The organism is Bacillus sp. JJ1533 (genome assembly GCF_036965045.1).
In the GTDB taxonomy this organism is placed as follows: Bacteria; Bacillota; Bacilli; order Bacillales; family Bacillaceae_L; genus Ferdinandcohnia.
Genome location: NZ_JBALOV010000018.1, coordinates 34921 through 54514 on the forward strand (window position 1 = coordinate 34921; position 19594 = coordinate 54514).

The window sequence follows — 19594 nt, forward strand, 5'->3', positions numbered from 1 at the left end:
ATTAATTCTGTTCCCCCATTTGTAATTCTCTTTTGAACCATTCAATTGTTGTTTTCAATCCCTCATCTAATAAAACAGTATGTTCATATTTTAATATCTTTTTGGACTTTGTTAAATCAGGTGTTCGATTTAGAGTATCCTCATAACCCGTTCCATAAGCTAGATCATACGGAATATGGACGATTGGGGAGTTGGAGTGAGTTAGTTCCTTCACTTTTTCGGCTAATTCATTAATAGAAATTAACTGATTGGAACCAATATTAAATGCTTCATTGTTACATTTTGCATCCATGCTTAGAAGAGTTCCTTTTACAGTATCATCTACAAAGGTAAAGCATCTTGTTTGTTTTCCATCGCCGTAAACTGTAATTGGTTCTCCTTTTAATGCAGCCCTTATAAATTTGGGAACTACTCCACCATATTGTGTAGAAGTTGCACGTGGACCATAAGTGTTAAAATAGCGTAAAACAGTTACAGGTAACCCTTTTTCTGCGTATGCGAAGCACATATGTTCATCTAATGCCTTAGCGGTTGCATAGCACCAGCGATGTGTGGTTGTTGGCCCCAGTACCCTATTAGATTCTTCGCAGAATGGAAGCATATGATTCTTTCCGTACACTTCAGATGTTGATGAAAATATAACTTTTACCTTTCTTGGGAACGCTAATTCTAATATGTTGCGTGTGACATCAATATTACCTTCAATTACTTTTAAAGGATTTTCTACAGTATTCTTTACTCCTAATACTGCAGCTAAATGGAAAACTACCTCACAATTTTCTATTAGCTCGTTTAACAAACTACGATCTAAACCAGAGCCATTCATAAATGTAAATTTTGGATGATTCATAACGTTATTAAGAAATGATTCCTTTCCTGTCGATAAATCATCTAAACAGATGACATCATGGCCATTCTCTATTAGTCTCTCAACAAGATGTGAGCCAATAAAGCCTGCACCCCCTGTTACTAATACTTTCATCCTTCTCCTCCTCCGAATCGTATGATTTTTGCTTTGCTCCTTAATCCGCTTGTTACATTTCTAACATCGTAAACAAGGCTTGCATGATTGAGTATTATTTGAAGCGGCATATTAGAGTGATCCGTTAAAATAACTACACAATCACTCTGTTGGAGTGTGTTTTCTGTTAGGGGCGTACTAGTATATTTGTACTCTTTTATGTTAATTTCAGGAACATAAGGATCATGATAAGAAACCTCAAATCCTAATTGCTGCAGTGATTGAATAATTTTAATTGCAGGAGATTCTCTAATATCATTAATATCTTTTTTATAAGCAACCCCATAGATCAAAACCCTCTTTTTATTTTTATCAAACAATAACTTTTGGATTTGTTGAACCATGTAGTTAATCATTAAATCATTAATTTCATCTGATAATCCAATCATTTTATTATAAAAACCGTACTGACTGGATTTCCAAGCAAGATATAAGGGGTCTACTGGTATACAATGTCCCCCTATACCTGGCCCAGGGTAGAAAGGAGTGAAGCCATATGGTTTAGTGCTTGCAGCATCGATTGCTTCCCATAAATCGATTTTCATAGTATCACTTAAGATAGCAAGTTCATTTATAAATGAAATATTGATAAATCTATAAGCATTTTCTAAAACTTTTGTTAATTCAGCTATTTCAGTAGAAGAAACAGGGACAATATTTTGAAAAATTTTTTTATATAGATTACAAATTTTTTTAAGACAATTGCTGCTAACTCCACTCACAATTTTTGGAATCTCACTGACTTTATACTTCTTGTTTCCAGGATCAATTCGTTCAGGTGAATAAGCAAGAAAAAAATCCTCACCAGCCTTTAAGCCGTCTTTCTCAAGAAGCGGCTGAAATACCTCCTTCGTGGTGCCTGGAAAGGTCGAACTTTCTAATATGATAAGCTGTCCTTTTCTTATCCTTGGTGCTAATTCTCTTGCGACCGTTTTGAGGTAGCTTAAATTAGGAGTTTTATAGCTGGTTAATGGTGTCGGGACACAGACAATAATTACATCAAGTGATTTTACGATATCATAATCGACAGTTCCCGTTAATTTACCTCCTTTTATTACTTCTTGAAGTTCTTGATCCTTAATATCCGGCAGATAACTTATTCCATTATTTAATTTTTCAATTTTTGATTCATCACTATCTATACCTATGACCTTAAAGCCGTTATCAGCAAAGAGAAGTGACAGAGGTAAACCCACAAATCCAAGTCCTACTATACCTACTGTTACTATGGAACTTTGTTTCGCGTCACTATTATCTTGATTTACCAATTCAAACCTCTCCTTTATTTATTTGTTACGTTATTATCTTATGAACACTTCAAAAAAACGTATAGATACCTGTACTGTAAAGGCACTTATTTAATAAAAAATGAATAGCTTAAAATTATTCAAACAAATAAAGGATTCATGTCATAAAATAAAAAAAGCCTGAAATTTATAAAGAGGGATTAGATGAAATTATTATTTGTCTTTTCAACTGCCAGTGGCGGGATGGTAACACTTAATCATGAGAGGAATTTGGCATTAAGTAGAATAGGGATAGAATGCCACTTTTTATATTTTAGGAAAGGTTTGAACCTTGATTGTGATTCCCACAACTATATTTTGAGAACTGATGAAGAAATTGAAAAATTAATTAAAGAAAACAAATATAAAGCAATTATTGTGTGTACTGATTACTTGTTTTTGGAAAGGCTCAATAGAATCGGCTATTCTGGTAAAGTCATTTACGAAATTCAGGGTTTAGGAAATTATCAAGCAACAGCTAGATGGTTAGAAAAAGCAGAGTCATTTGTAACGCAATACGCGAATGCTATTCTCTATCCAAATACGTATTATCTGAATGAGTTAATGAAAAAACATTTTCCTCAGACAAATAAATATAGCTTCAATAACTGTATCGATACGAGTCTCTTTACCTATGTAGACGTTCCCTTACCAAAAAAACTAATAGTTGGGTGGGTTGGACGATTAGATCAAAATAAAAATTGGATAGAGTTCTTAAAAATAGGTGCTTCCCTGCGAGAAATGTTTTCCAATATTCAACTATGGTTTTTTCATGATCCAACCGTAATATCAAGGAAGGAGCAAATAAAATTTTCCGCATGGGTACAAAAGTTTCACCTGAATGAAGACCTAATAGTCTATGAAAATATCCAACGTGAAAATATGGCCGAGTACTATTCAATGATTGCCAAATCAGGCGGATTTGTGTGTTCAACTTCTAAACTTGAGGGGTTTGGCTATTCAGTGATCGAGGCGATGAGCTGTCATTGCCCTGTCTTAACTACAAGATCTGGTGGAGTTGAGAGCTTTGTGATACACAATGTGACAGGGAAACTTTACCATCAAGGTAATATTTTGGAATTTCTGAATGAAGCGAAAGAACTTATTAATAATCTTGATCTGAGAGAAAAGATTATCACGAGTGCAAACAAACTAATTCAGACTTCATTTAGTCCAAAACTATACGGGGAACATTTCATGGATCTGCTCGAGAACTTAGATATTGTTTAAGGTAAAATTGATGAATATGGACTAGTCCATCCGTCTAAACAACAAATTTGTTTAAGCATATACCAATATAGAAAAGCTTATTCTTTAAGTAAGCTTCATGGTACATCAAATTTATATAAAAAGGAGGGCGTATGAATGAGCAAATTTAGATATTCAACAGCTCCTATTGAGAATGTAAGCGGAACTATGTATGCTAATGAATCATTTCATTACAATGCAAGTGTACTCGCTGTGAATAACAGTCGAAAGAAAAAAGCTAAGTTTACGATTACACTATACCAATTAACAGATGCAAAAACTGAATTTACCAGTGAGACAAGAGCATTAGGACCTCAAGAAAGCATGTCGGTTGACCTTAATACGGCAGGTCTTGATAGATTTATAATCGAGATTAGTGGTAAACAAAAAGGTAGGTCGCAAGTACTTTTTTCAGTGACTGGAAAAGATGAGGGTGGATCAGTAAATTATATGTTACCATTAATAAATCTAAGAAATAATTGTTAGATTTGAATACATTAGTATAAAAAAGTGTAACTTCACATTCTACTTTTGAGAAATTACTTTATTTATCTTAAAATCAAGAACTTCCACGCAAAAACGACTGAGGTCTCTTCAAGACCTCAGTCGTTTTTCATTAACATATGTGTTGAATTAAATTGGGCGAGTTATTTCGAGGCGAGTTCACTAAAGTTGAAACCTCATAAGCTTCCATCTCATCAGCAGCTAGAGGTTTGAGTAGATGTGATACTTTTGAAACATCATCCATTGAAGGATCAAGCCATATCTTTTCGTCTTTCTTTTGCAAAATAACAGGCATTCTGTCATGGATATCATTCATCAGTTCATTTGGAGTTGTAGTGATGATGGAGCAGGAAAACAATGTGTTCCCATCGGGGGATTTCCAACGCTCCCAGATTCCGGCCATGCCAAAGAGTTCATCTGATTTTAATTTAATCCTCATTGGGGTTTTAGATTTGTCTGGACCTTTTTTCCATTCATAAAAGCTATCCGCAATAACGAGGCAACGTCTAGATTTAAAGGCTTGACGAAAGCTTGTTTTTTCACCTAACGTTTCGGATCGGGCATTGATCATTTTATAACCAATCTTTTCATCCTTTGCCCATGATGGAACAAAGCCCCAACGTAAAAATCCTAGCCGATTACGTTTACCATCATTGATTACAGATAGCACTGAATGGGAAGGAGCGATATTAAAGCATGGAATATATAAATCCCGCTCGATCGCAGCTTCAATATCAAATCGGTTAAGAATATCATCGAACTCTGCAAATAGAGTAAATCGTCCACACATTGATGTCTCACCTCATTTATTAGTCTGATGTGTTTGGTGGCTGATAAGTAGGTAACTTTATAATAAAGGATGTGCCTTTGCCAACGGAACTTTCAACCTCAATAGAGCCTTTTAATTGTTCAATGATTTGGAAACAAATCGTGAGTCCTACACCGGTTCCTTTGTCTTTTGTTGAATAAAAGGGAGTTCCAATTTTTGAAAGCTGTTCCTTCGTCATACCTGGACCATTATCCGTTATTTTAATGATAATGTCATGCTCATTGGATAAGGCGCCAATCTTTAGTAATCCATCATTCCCTATCGCTTCAATCGCGTTTTTAATAATGTTAATAAGAACCTGCTTAATCTCATCCTTATTACCGTTAATAAACAACTGGTTCTCAATCGAAGTTTCGACCTCAATATTTTGGATATTTGTATAGGAAGTCATAAGCTCCACGGTCTTTGTTAGTTCTTCGCTAATATTTATTAATTGTGTACTACTATTATTAGGCTTTGCCAGTGATAAATAATCATTAATAATAGATTGTGCGCGATTTAATTCAGAAAGGGTAATATCAATATAGTTTCGCTGTTTTTCAGTAATATTGTCATCCCGACTGATTAACTGTAAAAAACCATTTACTGTTGTTAATGGATTGCGAACTTCATGGGCAACCGATGCTGCCAACTGGCTAATCACATTCATTTTTTCTGAACGTCTCAGTTCCTTTTGGATTCGAATTTGTTGGTTTAAGTTTTCAATCAGCAGAACAACCAATAGGAGAGTAATCAATGTTACACATGAAAAAATGAACATCTCGATAATTTGTTCTGTTAGGTTATTTTTTACGAGCGAAATCGTTCTTGTTATGACAATAAGACAGTAAATTGTCGATAGGAATATCAGCTTCTTATTTAACAGAAGCGAATGGAACTTTTTTATTAGAAAATAAAAAATAACAGTAATAACTGCATAATTCATAAGGTTAATGAAAAAATCTGTATTCCCAAGCACTTGTAAATAAATCATCATCACCAAAATAACAGCAATTCCCTGAAAGAAACCAAGATAGAGAAAGGTGACAATAACAGGGATAATCCGAAAATCATACGAGAATCCATTCGCGTAGGATACAGGAAATGACATGGTTAATAGAAGGATAATGATCATCATTCCGAGTAACTTATTTGTGTGGAGCTTGGATGTAGAGCCATTGTCTTGAATAACGAGTAAATAATATAGAAGAATAGGAAAAATAACGATGAGAACATGATAGAGAATATGCCCGATATGCTCAACCAATTTCCGTGATACCCCCCTTAGACTAAAACATCCGATTACTACTTCTTTAAGTTCGACATATTCTACAATAATCCTTCATCTTGCTACAGACATATTGATTAATATTTCGGAAAAATGTAAAAGCATTTTATTCGATTCATAATTCTTTTTTTCTAGTTCTGGGTATGATACAACTAAACATATCTTACATTTTGGAGGTTTATTATGTTTAAAAAATTATTTGGTAGTAAAGATAAAAAAGTTGAGGAAACACTAATTGCCCCAGCGACGGGTAAGATTCTAGCTCTAGAAGAGGTGCCAGACCCAGTATTTTCTCAAAAAATGATGGGTGATGGTCTGGCAATTGAGCCGTCTGAAGGAAAAATTGTTTCGCCTGTTCAGGGAGAAATTATTCAAGTTTTTCCAACGAAACATGCCATTGGAATTAAAACTGAAATTGGCTTGGAACTACTCATACATATCGGCCTTGAAACAGTGAACATGAAAGGTGAAGGGTTTACTGCTCATGTTAAAGAAGGAGACAAGGTCGAGGTAGGAACTGAGCTTGTTACATTTGATTTAGCATTAGTAAAAGAGAATGCAGCAAGTACGATAACACCAATCGTTATTACTAATTTTGATGCAGTTGAAACATTTGAGAAGATTGGAAGCGGCCAGGTAACAGCTGGTTCAACTGAACTTGCAAAAGTAAAGAAAAAATAAGAGTGCGGTCCCGGTTATGGGACCGTTTTTTGTATAGTACTAATTGTTTATTTAGCCGTGTTTTTACATATGTAGTAAGTGTAGAGCATAGGATTTTAATGGATTGACTGTATAAATGTGTAAAAATAGGCCTTTTATACTAAGGATAAAAAAAGGATTTTTACCACTTTTATAGAAAGAGTATATAACCAGTCAGTCTATGAGAGGGAATGAGATATGGAGATAGGAAGCAGAATACGTTTCTTTCGAATACAAAATAATATGACACAAGAAGAGCTAGCACAGGAAATTATCTCAATTTCTTATCTTTCAAAAATCGAAAATAACCAAACCTCCGCAAGTATTGAGGTTCTGGAATTATTATGTGACCGATTAGGAATCAAGCTAATTGAAAGTGAAGAATATGAACAGCTAAAAGAGCTTTATGATTGGTACCACCTAATGGTTGCCAGAAAACTGGAACCAGCTACTCGTTTTTACGAATCTTATGAATGTAAGAATACCAATGATTCAAGGGTTGCCATTTTCTTCGTTCTCTTTGAGTTAAGATATTTTATTTTAATTAAACAATTAGATAAAGCTGAAGAACAAATTAAGAAAATTGATCTATATAAAGATATATTTGATATCCGTATGAATTATTTTTATGAAAAAATTGTCGGTCAATTTTATTATTTTAAAAGCCAATTTTCTGTTGCAATGGAGCATTTTAAAATAGCCGAAGAGATATTAACAAGTAGCGTCCACTTTGAAAGCTGGGAAACGGCTGATCTGTATTACTATAAAGGGCTTAATAATAATCGAATGGGTAAATTAGCCTTAAGTATTATTTATATACAGAAGGCGCTCGCTATCTATCAATCTCTTTATGATTTAAAACGAAGTGCCGAATGTCAAATTCTACTGGGTATTTGCTATGAAAAGATTAATGAATTTGAAATGGCAGAGGAGAACTACTTACTCGCTACAAAGGTAGCTGAGGGAATAAATGATCCGTCCCTTTTAGGATTGATTTATCATAATCAAGGTGTCCTTTATTCGAAGCTTGGGAAATCCAATGAAGCCATCGATCACTTTAAGAAAAGCCTTGAACATAAGGAAGACCATATGGTCACTGGCAGGCTGCGCTCAATCCATGGTTTAATCGAAGAATATTACAAAATTGAGGATTATGAGGAATGCCGAAATTGGCTTAAGGAAGGATTCTCCATTGTTGAGAAGCATCGCGATCTTCCTGAATTCAATATTCATTTCATCTATTATGATTATTTACTGCAGCAGTCTAATCATCTTTCCAAATTTATTGAAAAGGATGCATTGCCTTATTTTGAAGGCATTGGTCGTCATCTCCATGTAGCTTATTATGCGGAGGAACTCGGGAAAATCTATCAAGAAAATCACAAATATAAGTTAGCAAGCTATTATTTTTCAAAGGCAATATCATCTTTGAAAAAGCATAGTCATCTAAATTAAAACAATATGATAAAAAGGAGATGGGAACATGAAAAAATTAATGCTGTTATTCATGCTGGGATTAGTAACAATTTCAGGGTATCAATTAACAGAAGGTACTGCATGGGTAGAAAATGACTACCCAGAATCACAAGAAGAACAGGTATAATATGACAAGCAGCCCAATTTCAATTACGGGCTGCTTGTTTTTATTCTATAAAAAGTGATGATAATCAGTGTGGTTGTTCCTTACTTCATCGACTTGTTTTTGGATTTTGCGGGAGTCGGTAGAGTGATTTCTTTTTGAGATTCGGTCAGCGACAAAACCTACGAGAAGTAACCCTCCAAAAAAGACTAACAGCCAGCCCCATAACGGCATATTTTCACCCCCATATTGTAGCTTATGTATGCCGGACAAATTCGATGAAGTGTACGAGTGAATCATCATTTAACTTTAAATAAAAAAAAGCAACGTTCATAAACGTTACTTTTTTGGAATAAATGTAAAAATTTCATGTGATTCGAAGCTATCTACTAGCCGGTCGAGCCAGAAATAATATTCTAACGCATTGTTTAACTTTACAATATCGCTTTCTGCTTCTTCTTTAATATCATCGTTAACTTGCTCATCCATTAGTAGTTCATTAAGTTCAGTTAACGATTTTTGAATAGCGCTGACATTCATTGAGATACCGTTTCGCCATTTTATCGTAAAAAAATCGATAAAGGTTTGATACCAATCTTCTTCCACTTCATAAAGATCCTTTCGTATCCCTTTTTTCCACACTTTATCAACCATCTTTAATTCCACTAGGTTGCGGACAGAAGTACTCATGCTTGTTTTGCTCATCCCTAACTCTTGTTTCATTTCATCAAGTGTCATTGGCTCGTCATGAAAATACATGAGCCCCCAAAGTCGTCCTACTGAAGGAGTAACCCCATATAAATTCATATTTTGCGCAATTGCATCAATTACACGCTCTCGAGCTTTTTCTAGTTTGTCTACACCTTGCAAATAGATTCACATCCTACAACAAATGTCTTTAATATATATAGCCTACATATTTGTACATTGAAAGTAAAGGGGAGCTGCTAAAAGGATTATCGAGGATATTGGAGGAATTTTAAGAATGAAGAATGTAAAGTACGTACAGTTTTAACTTTACAAACTTTACGGAGGTATATCCCTTAATATCCGCTTTGTGAAATCTGGAAATCATTACTACAATTAGTAGGTCATAGTTACTAAATGCTTTCTACATCGGTATTTAATTTGATTTGAAGGAATATCAAATAATGATTCGGGTTTTATCATCAAGAAAAATTGAGGTGACAGAATGGAAAATGAAGCAAAAATAAAGGTTTCAAATGTAACGAAGATTTTTGGACGCTCGTCTAAAAAAGCGATTCAACTTTTAAAAGAAGGAAAAACTAAACAGGAAATTTTAAAAAGCACGGGATCAACAGTCGGTGTGAACCAAGCGAGCTTTGAAGTCTATCCCGGAGAAATCTTTGTCATTATGGGATTGTCCGGAAGTGGAAAATCGACTTTGGTTCGTCTGTTAAATAGATTAATAGAACCAACTGCTGGTCAAGTGTATATCGATGGAAAAGAAGTAGTCTCCATGAACAAAGAAGAAATTCGTGAAGTTCGTAGGAAAAAAATGAGCATGGTGTTCCAACGCTTTGCATTATTCCCTCATAAAACAGTCCTTCAAAACACGGAGTATGGCCTAGAAATTCAAGGTGTCGACAAACAAGAACGTTCGCAAAAAGCAATGGAATCTCTTAAACTAGTTGGCCTTGAAGGCTATGAAAATCAATATCCTGACCAGCTTAGTGGTGGGATGCAGCAACGTGTAGGATTAGCAAGAGCCCTCGCGAATGACCCGGATATTTTATTAATGGACGAAGCCTTCAGCGCATTGGATCCACTAATTCGTAAGGACATGCAGGATGAACTCATTGAATTACAAGGGCGAATGGAAAAGACAATCGTCTTTATCACACATGACCTTGATGAAGCATTGCGAATTGGAGACCGTATTGCCTTAATGAAAGACGGAAACATCGTCCAAATTGGAACCCCCGAGGAAATTCTTATGAATCCATCTAATGAATATGTAGAAAGATTTGTAGAGGATGTTGATTTATCCAAGGTGCTAACAGCTGGACATATCGTCAAACGTGCTGAGACGGTTCAGGTTGATAAAGGTGCTAGACTTGCTCTTAAAATTATGAAAGATAACGGTTTATCAACTGTTTACGTTGTTGACAAGCAGAATAAGCTTGTTGGTGCTGTTAGCGCTGTAGAAGCTTCAAAGGCAGTCGAACAAAGCCTGCCATTAGCAGATGTGATGGTAACAAATCTAAAAACCGTTGATACGAGTACATTACTTGTAGATTTATTTGACGATGTATCACAAGCTCAAATCCCGGTTGCAGTTGTTGATGAAGACAATCGTCTAAAGGGAATCGTGATACGCGGTGCGGTGATTGGCGCATTAGCAGGTAATGACACATATATAAATGACTTTGGGGCTGAGCAACTCCCTGCAAGTGATGAAAGGGAGGCACTATAATGGAAGGTTTATTACCTAAGCTGCCATTGGCTGATTGGATTGACAGTTTTATCGATTGGTTAGTAACAAATTTTGAATTCTTATTTGAAGGTATTGCAGCTGGACTAGAAGGGTTTGTAGAAGGTATCGTTGGGGGATTAGGATTTATTCCTTCAATTTTATTGGCACTTATTGTAGGTGCAGTAGCTTGGAAGATTTGTAATTGGAAAATTGCTTTATTTACGTTAATTGGACTATTTTTAATTGATAATTTGGGATACTGGGAAAATATGCTTGAAACAATTGCCTTAGTGTTAACCTCTGTAGGAATATCGGTCATTCTTGGTATACCTCTAGGAATATGGGCATCACAAAGTAAAACAGTCGGCAATATTGTCATACCAATTCTCGACTTTATGCAAACAATGCCTGCTTTCGTTTACTTACTACCAGCAATCTTTTTCTTTAATATCGGTGTTGTCCCAGGGGTAGTGGCATCTGTCATTTTCGCAATGCCGCCAACGATACGCTTAACGATACTAGGGATTACCCAAGTGCCAAAGGATTTAATTGAAGCAACAGAAGCTTTCGGATCTACAACAAAACAACGACTAGTCAAAGTACAAATTCCATTAGCTATGCCTACGATTATGGCGGGAATTAACCAAAGTATTATGCTTGCTCTATCTATGGTAGTTATTGCATCAATGGTTGGTGCACCAGGATTGGGTGCAGATGTATATCGAGCAGTTACACAGCTACAAACAGGAACTGGTTTTGAAGCTGGTTTAGCGATTGTCATAGTTGCAATCATCCTAGACCGGATTACACAAAATATTGGGAAAAAGAAACAAGGGGGAACAGTATAATGTTTAAAAAAGCATTAACAGCAACATTAACGATTGGAATAACATTAGGACTTGCAGCATGTGGCGGAGATTCAGAAAAAGCTGGTTCAACATCAGATTCAGTAGGCGAAAGTGTAGATTATGAGATTATTGGAATCGACCCAGGTGCAGGGATCATGAAAGCTACAGGTTCAGCACTTGAAGAATATGGTCTTGATGATTGGACATTGGTTGAAGGTTCTGGTGCAGCGATGACAGCAACACTTAAAAAAGCGTACAACAAGGAAGAACCAATTATCATTACAGGCTGGACTCCACATTGGAAGTTCACTGCTTTTGATTTAAAGTATCTTGAAGATCCAAAAGGTGTTTATGGCGGGGAAGAGAACATTCATAGCATTGCACGCCTTGGATTAAAAGACGATCTACCAGACGTTCATAAGTTGTTAGACCAATTCAATTGGACTGCAGATGATATGGGTAGTGTCATGGTAGATATTAATGAAGGAACAAAACCTGAAGAAGCAGCTGCAAAATGGGTAGAAGCCAATGCTGACAAAGTGGCTGAATGGACTGAGGGTGTAGACGAAGGTAATGGTGAAGAAGTCAAATTAGCGTATGTCGCATGGGATAGTGAAATCGCAAGTACAAATGTTGTGGCTAAAGTTTTAACTGATTTAGGCTATGAGGTAAAGATGAGTCAAGTGGAAGCAGGCCCAATGTGGACTGGTGTAGCGGACGGGTCTGTTGATGCACACGTCTCTGGTTGGTTACCTGTTACACATGCAGACTATGTAGAAAAATATGATGGTAAATTTGAAGACCTTGGATCAAATCTAGAAGGTACTAAAATCGGCTTAGTCGTACCAGCTTACATGGACATAGACTCAATCGAAGATTTAAAAGAATAACCATTCGAAAAGGTTCTTTTAACAGAAACTGTATACTCTATCGATGAGTGTACAGTTTTTTCTATACAGTAAAAAAATGGGTATAATGTCAATTATATTGTATTTTTTCCGAAATGAGGTACTGAATCATGAAACTGAATCCGTACACAAAAAGCTTTTTATATCAGAAAGTTTTATTCAATTTTTTACTGTTTGAATTCTCGGGCATTTGTTGGCGGGCAATGCACCAATGCAATTGTAGGTTTTATAATCGGGCTGCAGCACAAATACAACCGTATCCTTATGAAATTGGCCAAACCCTTTAAATCTATGTAAAGTTGTTTTTGATTTTTGGCCATGTCCAAGTCATTACCTTTAATCTAGCTATGGAGCACCAAGGCGTATCCTTCGTTGCAAGCATTATCCTTTGTTGGGATAATGCTTACAATGAGAGCTCCTTTGAAAGAAGATAGGCTTGAACTCGTGGTGATCATGCTCCTTAAAAAAGATCCAAGGTTTACAATATAATTCATAATATATTATGTTCAGACTAAAACAAAACATTGTTACTGTTTGGAAAAGGACCAATGACTATTGGTCGATATTGATCCAGCATTACGATCTGATTGGACTTGAATGCTTGATTTATTTTTATCGGGTCTCTCATGAAAAAGGCAATCGTCTTTATTTTTTTATCTATTCTTTCTTGCTGATATTAAATTTTCAATAAAGCTCTGGAATATTTGTCGATCTCTGAGACTTAAATCTTTCGGAAAAGCGGACCATTCTAAAAATTGAGCCTTTTGTATTTCTATATCATCAGGTTTTAAATCTCCGCTGAGTATGTCTTCGGTAACGAAGGCTAAATTAATAGGATAATATTCATCACCATTGGGTAGCTTGGTATAATAGTCCTTACCTGAAAAAACTCCAATTAGTTGAAGGGTACCGATAGTAATTCCCGTTTCTTCCAACAATTCGCGTCTGCAGGTCTCTTCAGCCGTTTCTCCTATTTCAATGAAACCGCCTGGCAATTTCCACTTATTATCAGACTGTACCATTAGAAAGCGGAAGTGCTGGTCTATAACCAAAACAGTGACCCCGGTAAGTATCAAAGGTCTTGTTCCAACGAGAGCACGTAAATCTTCGATGTATCCCATTTCATTTCTCCTTTCATAATCATTCTTTCTAAGGAACATTAAATGGATATTCCCCTTTTATACTAATATCACAATGGTATGGATTTGAAAGGGACATAAACATATATTTTACTGTATTTTCGAATTGTTAGGTGTGTGCCAGTCCAAATAGCAGCACTATGAGAAATAAACAACGTGAAATTAAGTAGCCTTTTTTCTTCGTTTAGCCTTCATTTTGGCTCCGTCGGTATGGACATAGTTTTTCCATTCGGAATAGAATTCCTTGTCTATGTCTTTGACCTGCTGCAAAAAGAGGTCAATTAGTCCAAGTTCGGATAATGTATTTAACAACCTTACCGGTATGGGTTTCCATTTATATACATTTGCATGATCGACGGTTTTCAAAATCTGCTGTTTTTCAACAAAAATGTGGCGAATGACACAGATATCTAAATTAGTAAAACCCAATCGTTTCATTTCTCTTTTCATAAAAACAATCTGCCTGGTAATCGATTCTGTTATCGTACCATGTTGCTGAAGATAATCCCGTAATGATGGACCATCGATATATTCCATGATGATATAGTTGTGGCCGGATAGGAAAAGCTTCGGCATGAAAGGTAATCCTTGCCCTTTTAACATCGCTTCTTTTTCCTGTTTTGCGACCTCAGGTTTTAAAAAAATTTTTACGCATCTGTCTTCTGACAGCTTGAATACTGCCCCTTGGCGCCCTTTTCCTATAAAAGGGTACGAAGTCGGATTATGGATTACCAGTTCTTTTTGTTCATTGCGGGTAACCGTAATAAAGTCGAAATCGCTCATGATGTTTTTCTCCTTTTCTATAAGAGTGTTCTGCAATTTAAGATGATTCATTATATGAAGACAAGGGAAGTTAGAAACGGCGTATAACCAGAGTTAGTTCAAATCCTTTTCATAAAATACACAAAGTCGTTAGCTAAAGCCATAATTCAATCTGAACAATATAAAGAATGTACATTAAAAAGGATTAAATGACCTCTATTAACCGGGCTTTAAACGGATAGCAGTCTAGAGTATTTACTTTTAAATATACTAAAAAGGTGAAATACAGGGCTGTTTTTAAAATTTCTTCGGATCAGTGCGAAAAAATTTACACAAAAACCAAAAATGTCTTGAGGGAGAGTGAAGCATTAAAACATAGAACCATACAAAAAAGGGTGACCCAAAAGTTATACTTTTGGGACACCCTCTTTTTCATTCAAAAAATATGCCCTTACTTCCTTCCAATTATTAACCCTCACATATCCGGTTTCATGGATATTATGCGGAGAGGTAAACAAAATTCCCTGCCCAATAAATCGTTTCAGATTCTTTGGGCTGTCGTCAATGAGATAATCTGCACGGATGATGCTCTTATTGCCGCAAAATACAAAATGAGTATCCGACAGAAACGGAAAGTGCTCTCTAAGCCATTCATATTTCGCCGTAAATGACGCAGGGTGTTTCATAGCCGCAGTTGCGATGAAGATTTCGTAATGCTTATCCAATTCCCGGATGACATCCTGGCTATCATCAATAACCCTTAAATCACGGAAAAATGTTGGATCATCCAAATAGGCCAAAATTTCTTTTGCGAAATGTGGGCGAAAGTTCCATAGCCTTGTTCCCTGCAAATCTGCGATGGACAAAGCCTCGTTAAAATTTTCATTATATAAATTCAGATGTTTAAAAAGAAAATCTGCGATTACTTCGTCCATATCAATTGCAATCCGTTTCAGAGCAATCGACCTCCATTGTTTATAGTTACGGTTATGATATGGGGATAAGGAATATAAAGAAACGGCGAATAACCAGAGCAAGTTCAAATACTTTACATAAAATATATAGATCTGTTGACCACGGTTCATAAAGTCAAACAACAATAATTCAAGGAGTTGAAGCAAAGTGAACGATTTTAAATCTATTCGTGTTATCACGGAAGGCGACAATAAAGTAGAAGTTGTTCATAATCCTACCTCATTTCCTCTACTTGGAAGGGGGAAGCAAGGGGCTGTTTTTAAAATTTCTTCGGATAAATGCGTTAAAATTTATGCAGATCCAGAGAAAACCTTGAAAGAGAGCAAAGCTTATAAAGATACACAGGGATCGCCAATTATTCCAAAACTTTATGAGGTTGGAAATAAATATATCGTTTTAGAGTATATTGACGGTCCTGATTTAGAACAATTTCTTGAAACAAAAGGGACAGTAACAGAAGATATTACAAAAAAAATCCTGTCTTTACTGGAAGAAATGAGGCGATTAAAATTTATCCGGGTGGATGCGAAGTTAAGCCACATTTTCATAACTAAGGACGGGGAATTTAAAGTAATAGATCATGCGAACTCATTTAAAATAAAAGAACGGCCTAACCGGCCTGAGACACTCATGAAAGGTCTAAAGAAATTAGGTTTATTATCGTCGTTTTTGGAACAGGTAAAAAAGTTGGATCCGCAATCCTATAAGCAATGGAAAGATTTCAATCCTATCGAAAAAAAAAGAAGTGGAAGAAAAGTGGAGGATTATAAATCTATTCGTGTTTCCAAGGAAGGCGACAATAAAGTAGAAGTAGTCCATAATCCAACCTCGTATCCGCTAATCGGATCGGGGAAGCAAGGGGCTGTTTTTAAAATTTCTTCTGATCGATGTGTAAAAATTTATGCAAAACCAAACAACGTCTGCAAAGAGAGTGAAGCTTATAAAGTTGCTCAGGGATCACCAATTATTCCAAAACTCTATGAGGTTGGAGAAAACTATATTGTTTTGGAGTACATTGAGGGTCTTACTTTAAAGGAATATCTTAAATCAAAAGATAACATAACAGAAGATATCACCCAAAAAATCCTATCCTTACTGCAAGAAATGAAGCGATTAAAATTTACCCGGTTAGATACAAATTTAAGTAATATCATCATAACTAAGGATGAGGTACTAAAAAAAATAGATAATGTGCACTCTTTTAAAAAGGACGATCGAGCCAACATGCCTGAGTCGCTTATGAGAGGTCTAAACCAATTAGGTTTATTATCGTCATTTTTGAAACAGGTCAAAAAGTTCGATCCGCAATCCTATCAGCAATGGAAGAAGTTCAATTCTTTAAAAAAGAAAGATGGGTAAAGTAGCCAAACCTTTGAACCTAGGATTTGAAAAAAGTGGAGAATTTTAAATCCATTCGTGTCATGTGAACTCATTTTAATTGGAAAACAGTCAAGCCGGCCCGTGAAGCGCTTGAAATGCTTGAAAAAATTAGGTTTATTATCGCAGTTTTTGGGACAGGTAACAAATAAACTCCCTGCTCACAGGGAGTTTTTGTTTTTTAGTGTCCCATGTATCCATTCACATATTTGTTGGGCTACCTTTATTGTATCGGTTTTAGAAGTATCAATAATCGGAATTAGCGGGTTATATTTATCAGCAATCTCAATAAGCCATTTTGCAAAGTCATTATTCCTTAAAAGCTTTTCTTCTGTCGTCCTTTTCCTTTTTTGCAATCGTATCTCTCGGGTTTTATCATCACAATGTAAAGCTAGGTAGTAAACGTGCTTAAAATATTTGAAGTCGATGCATCTTTCGATATCCTGCGGCCAAATGATTCCGCAAATGATGGTTTTTCGGCCGCTTTCAGCGATATTTCGTGCGACGCGCAGCCGAATATTCTGCAATTGGTGTTTGTCGAATTCCCAAGGTCGTCTTTCATAAAGTTAAAAACATCATCATAATCAAAAACTACATATTCCGGCATTAGTTTCCGCAGTTCCTCAATAACGGTTGTTTTTCCCGTACCTTTCGCACCTGTAACGACATATGAGGAAACTATAGTTATAGCAAATCTCCTTTGTTTATCAGATATTAATATGATATGAATAAAAGCCCTTAAGGTATATGTATGTGTCCCCTCTACCGTATTATTCTGGACCGATAGGGAATCGGGTATACAACTAGAGCATTTTCAACCCTTCTTCATATAATATATAACACACTCCCAAAAAGGAAATAAACTTACATTCAAGGAGTTGAAGAAAAGTGGAGAATTTTAAATCTATTAAAGTTGCTTCTCTTCGGAAAGGGGATAAAGTTGAAATTATTCATAATCCGACCTCATATCCGTTAATAGGCAGGGGAAATCAAGGCGCAGTTTTTAAAATTTCCTCCGATCAATGCGTAAAAATTTTCCCTAATCCCATGCACGCTGAGAGCGAAAGCGAAGCTTTAAAAGCAGCACAAGGATCGCCCATTGCTGCAAAGCTTTATGAGGTAGGAGACAACTATATCATTATGGAGTATATTGAGGGTCCTTCTTTACAGGAATATCTTAAATCAAAAGGAAAAATTACAGAAGATGTTACAAAAAAAATACTATTCTTGATAGAAGAAATGAAGCGGATAAAATTTACCCGGTTGGATTCAAGATTAAAGGAGATTATCGTAACCAAGCAAGGTGACCTTAAAATGGTAGACCTTGTGAGCCATTTTACAAAAAAGTACGAAATACCTCAGTTGCTCTTGGCGAATCTAAAAAAGTTGGGCTTATTATCGTCGTTTTTGGAACAAGTAAAAAAGTTCGATCCGCAATCCTATCAGCAATGGAAGGATTTCAATTCTTTAAAAAAGAAAGATTGGTAGAGTAGCCAAACCTTTGAACCAAGGAGTTGAAAAAAGTGGAGAATTTTAAATCCATTCGTGTTCTCAGAAAAGGGGATAATGAGGTAGAAATAGTTCATAATCCAACATCATTCCCGCTAATTGGAAAGGGGAAGCAAGGCGCCGTTTTTAAACTATCTTCGGATCAATGCGTAAAAGTTTACGCAAATCAAGTGAACGTCTTGAAAGAGAGCGAAGTTTTAAAGGCTGCACAGGAATCGGGGATTGTCCCAAACCTTTATGAGGTTGGGGAAAACTATATTATTATGGAATACATTGAGGGTTCTTCTATAAAGGAATATCTTGAATCAAAAGGCAATTTAACAGAAGATTTCACACGAAAAATCTTATCCTTACTACAAGAAATGAAGCGATTAAAATTTACTCGGTTAGACGTGAGGTTTGACCACCTCATCGTAACTAAGCAAGGTGAACTTAAAGTAATAGATCATGTGAACTCATTTTCATTGGAAAAACAGTCAAGCCGGCCCGTGAGGCTCTTGAAATGCTTGAAAAAATTAGGTTTATTATCACAGTTTTTGGAACATGTAAAAATATTCGATCCTCAATCCTATCTGGAATGGAGGGATTCGAAAAGAAAATAAACTCCCTGCTCACAGGGAGTTTTTGTTTTTTTAGTGTCCATGTATCCATTCACATATTTGTTGAGCTACCTTTATTGTATCGGTTTTAGAAGTATCAATAATCGGAATTGGCGGGTTATATTTATCAGCAATTTCAATAAGCCATTTTGCAAAGTCATTATTCCTTAGAAGCTTTTCTTCTGTCATCCTTTTCCTTTTTTGCAATCGTCTCTCTCGGGTTTTATCATCACAATGTAAAGCTAGGTAGTAAACGTGCTTAAAATAATTGAAGTCGATACATCTTTCGATATCCTGCGGCCTAATGATTCCGCAAATGATGGTTTTTCGGCCGCTTTCAGCGATATTTCGTGCGACGCGAAGCCAAATATTCTGCAATTGGTGTTTGTCGAATTTACCAAGGTCGTCTTTTATAAACGTAATAACATCATCATAATCAAAAACTACATATTCCGGCATTAGTTTCCGCAGTTCCTCAGTAACGGTTGTTTTTCCCGTACCTTTCGCACCTGTAACGATATATAAGGGCACTTTAGTCATAGCAATTCTCCTTTATTTATCAGATATTAATATGATATGAATTAAAGTCCCTTGAGGTATATGTATG

20 protein-coding genes are annotated in these 19594 nt (G+C 35.9%); 10 read left to right on the forward strand and 10 right to left on the reverse strand.

Annotated elements, in window-relative coordinates; translation table 11 throughout:
- Position 1: 1 nt before the first annotated feature.
- Positions 2 to 982, reverse strand: coding sequence for an NAD-dependent epimerase/dehydratase family protein (locus V7138_RS09015; RefSeq protein WP_335396230.1), 981 nt, complete (start codon positions 980 to 982; stop codon positions 2 to 4).
- Positions 979 to 2289: a nucleotide sugar dehydrogenase gene (locus V7138_RS09020; RefSeq protein ID WP_335396232.1), complete on the reverse strand. Its 1311-nt coding sequence runs from the start codon at positions 2287 to 2289 to the stop codon at positions 979 to 981. Before V7138_RS09020 ends, V7138_RS09015 begins: the two co-directional genes overlap by 4 nt.
- 183 nt (positions 2290 to 2472) lie before the next feature.
- On the opposite strand from V7138_RS09020, the gene V7138_RS09025 reads away from it, so the two are divergent.
- Positions 2473 to 3537: a glycosyltransferase family 4 protein gene (locus V7138_RS09025; protein WP_335396233.1), complete on the forward strand. Its 1065-nt coding sequence runs from the start codon at positions 2473 to 2475 to the stop codon at positions 3535 to 3537.
- 135 nt (positions 3538 to 3672) lie between these two features.
- Complete coding sequence (locus V7138_RS09030; RefSeq protein ID WP_335396235.1) at positions 3673 to 4041, forward strand: hypothetical protein; 369 nt, start codon at positions 3673 to 3675, stop codon at positions 4039 to 4041.
- Positions 4042 to 4171: 130 nt separating this feature from the next.
- Here the strand turns inward: V7138_RS09030 and V7138_RS09035 are convergent, their stop codons facing one another.
- Both V7138_RS09035 and V7138_RS09040 read right to left on the reverse strand, forming a co-directional pair.
- The gene (locus V7138_RS09035; protein ID WP_335396236.1) at positions 4172 to 4849 is read right to left on the reverse strand and encodes an SOS response-associated peptidase; all 678 of its coding nucleotides are present in this window, start codon (positions 4847 to 4849) and stop codon (positions 4172 to 4174) included.
- A gap of 19 nt (positions 4850 to 4868) precedes the next feature.
- Positions 4869 to 6134 (reverse strand): ATP-binding protein, encoded by a 1266-nt coding sequence (locus V7138_RS09040; RefSeq protein WP_335396237.1) that lies wholly within the window; start codon positions 6132 to 6134, stop codon positions 4869 to 4871.
- A 204-nt stretch (positions 6135 to 6338) separates the two neighbouring features.
- On the opposite strand from V7138_RS09040, the gene V7138_RS09045 reads away from it, so the two are divergent.
- Positions 6339 to 6836 carry a PTS sugar transporter subunit IIA gene (locus tag V7138_RS09045; RefSeq protein ID WP_335396238.1) on the forward strand — a complete coding sequence of 166 codons (498 nt, stop codon included), beginning with the start codon at positions 6339 to 6341 and terminating at the stop codon, positions 6834 to 6836.
- A 216-nt stretch (positions 6837 to 7052) separates the two neighbouring features.
- Positions 7053 to 8309: a helix-turn-helix transcriptional regulator gene (locus V7138_RS09050; RefSeq protein WP_335396239.1), complete on the forward strand. Its 1257-nt coding sequence runs from the start codon at positions 7053 to 7055 to the stop codon at positions 8307 to 8309.
- A gap of 193 nt (positions 8310 to 8502) precedes the next feature.
- Here the strand turns inward: V7138_RS09050 and V7138_RS09055 are convergent, their stop codons facing one another.
- Both V7138_RS09055 and cudC read right to left on the reverse strand, forming a co-directional pair.
- Positions 8503 to 8667, reverse strand: coding sequence for a hypothetical protein (locus V7138_RS09055; RefSeq protein ID WP_335396241.1), 165 nt, complete (start codon positions 8665 to 8667; stop codon positions 8503 to 8505).
- A 105-nt stretch (positions 8668 to 8772) separates the two neighbouring features.
- Positions 8773 to 9303: a choline uptake/conversion transcriptional regulator CudC gene (cudC, locus tag V7138_RS09060; RefSeq protein WP_335396243.1), complete on the reverse strand. Its 531-nt coding sequence runs from the start codon at positions 9301 to 9303 to the stop codon at positions 8773 to 8775.
- Positions 9304 to 9625: 322 nt separating this feature from the next.
- Here cudC and proV point away from each other — a divergent pair, with 322 nt between their 5' ends.
- The 3 genes from proV to V7138_RS09075 are packed head-to-tail and all read left to right on the forward strand — an operon-like array spanning position 9626 to position 12608.
- Entirely contained in the window at positions 9626 to 10870 is a 1245-nt protein-coding gene (proV, locus tag V7138_RS09065; protein ID WP_335396245.1) for a glycine betaine/L-proline ABC transporter ATP-binding protein ProV, read from the forward strand.
- Positions 10870 to 11718 carry an ABC transporter permease gene (locus V7138_RS09070; protein ID WP_335396247.1) on the forward strand — a complete coding sequence of 283 codons (849 nt, stop codon included), beginning with the start codon at positions 10870 to 10872 and terminating at the stop codon, positions 11716 to 11718. Before proV ends, V7138_RS09070 begins: the two co-directional genes overlap by 1 nt.
- Positions 11718 to 12608: a glycine betaine ABC transporter substrate-binding protein gene (locus V7138_RS09075; RefSeq protein WP_335396249.1), complete on the forward strand. Its 891-nt coding sequence runs from the start codon at positions 11718 to 11720 to the stop codon at positions 12606 to 12608. The genes V7138_RS09070 and V7138_RS09075 overlap by 1 nt, the downstream gene beginning before the upstream one ends.
- A 671-nt stretch (positions 12609 to 13279) precedes the next feature.
- Here the strand turns inward: V7138_RS09075 and V7138_RS09080 are convergent.
- The 3 genes from V7138_RS09080 to V7138_RS09090 all read right to left on the reverse strand — a co-directional run bounded on the left by V7138_RS09080 (position 13280) and on the right by V7138_RS09090 (position 15612).
- Positions 13280 to 13747 carry an NUDIX hydrolase gene (locus V7138_RS09080; protein WP_335396250.1) on the reverse strand — a complete coding sequence of 156 codons (468 nt, stop codon included), beginning with the start codon at positions 13745 to 13747 and terminating at the stop codon, positions 13280 to 13282.
- Positions 13748 to 13927: 180 nt separating this feature from the next.
- On the reverse strand, positions 13928 to 14548 hold the full coding sequence (locus V7138_RS09085; protein WP_335396251.1) for a kinase: 621 nt from the start codon (positions 14546 to 14548) through the stop codon (positions 13928 to 13930).
- Positions 14549 to 14934: 386 nt separating this feature from the next.
- Positions 14935 to 15612 carry a 5' nucleotidase, NT5C type gene (locus tag V7138_RS09090; protein WP_335396253.1) on the reverse strand — a complete coding sequence of 226 codons (678 nt, stop codon included), beginning with the start codon at positions 15610 to 15612 and terminating at the stop codon, positions 14935 to 14937.
- Between the two features lie 37 nt (positions 15613 to 15649).
- Here V7138_RS09090 and V7138_RS09095 point away from each other — a divergent pair, with 37 nt between their 5' ends.
- From V7138_RS09095 to V7138_RS09105, 3 genes are all read left to right on the forward strand, one after another.
- Positions 15650 to 16861 carry an AarF/UbiB family protein gene (locus V7138_RS09095; RefSeq protein WP_335396254.1) on the forward strand — a complete coding sequence of 404 codons (1212 nt, stop codon included), beginning with the start codon at positions 15650 to 15652 and terminating at the stop codon, positions 16859 to 16861.
- A 906-nt stretch (positions 16862 to 17767) separates the two neighbouring features.
- A complete protein-coding gene (locus tag V7138_RS09100; RefSeq protein ID WP_335396255.1) occupies positions 17768 to 18367 on the forward strand; it encodes a hypothetical protein in 600 nt (199 codons plus the stop codon).
- Between the two features lie 35 nt (positions 18368 to 18402).
- Positions 18403 to 18990 (forward strand): RIO1 family regulatory kinase/ATPase domain-containing protein, encoded by a 588-nt coding sequence (locus V7138_RS09105; protein WP_335396256.1) that lies wholly within the window; start codon positions 18403 to 18405, stop codon positions 18988 to 18990.
- A 30-nt stretch (positions 18991 to 19020) separates the two neighbouring features.
- On the opposite strand, the gene V7138_RS09110 is transcribed toward V7138_RS09105, so the two are convergent.
- Positions 19021 to 19527 (reverse strand): AAA family ATPase, encoded by a 507-nt coding sequence (locus V7138_RS09110; RefSeq protein WP_335396258.1) that lies wholly within the window; start codon positions 19525 to 19527, stop codon positions 19021 to 19023.
- Positions 19528 to 19594: the final 67 nt, after the last annotated feature.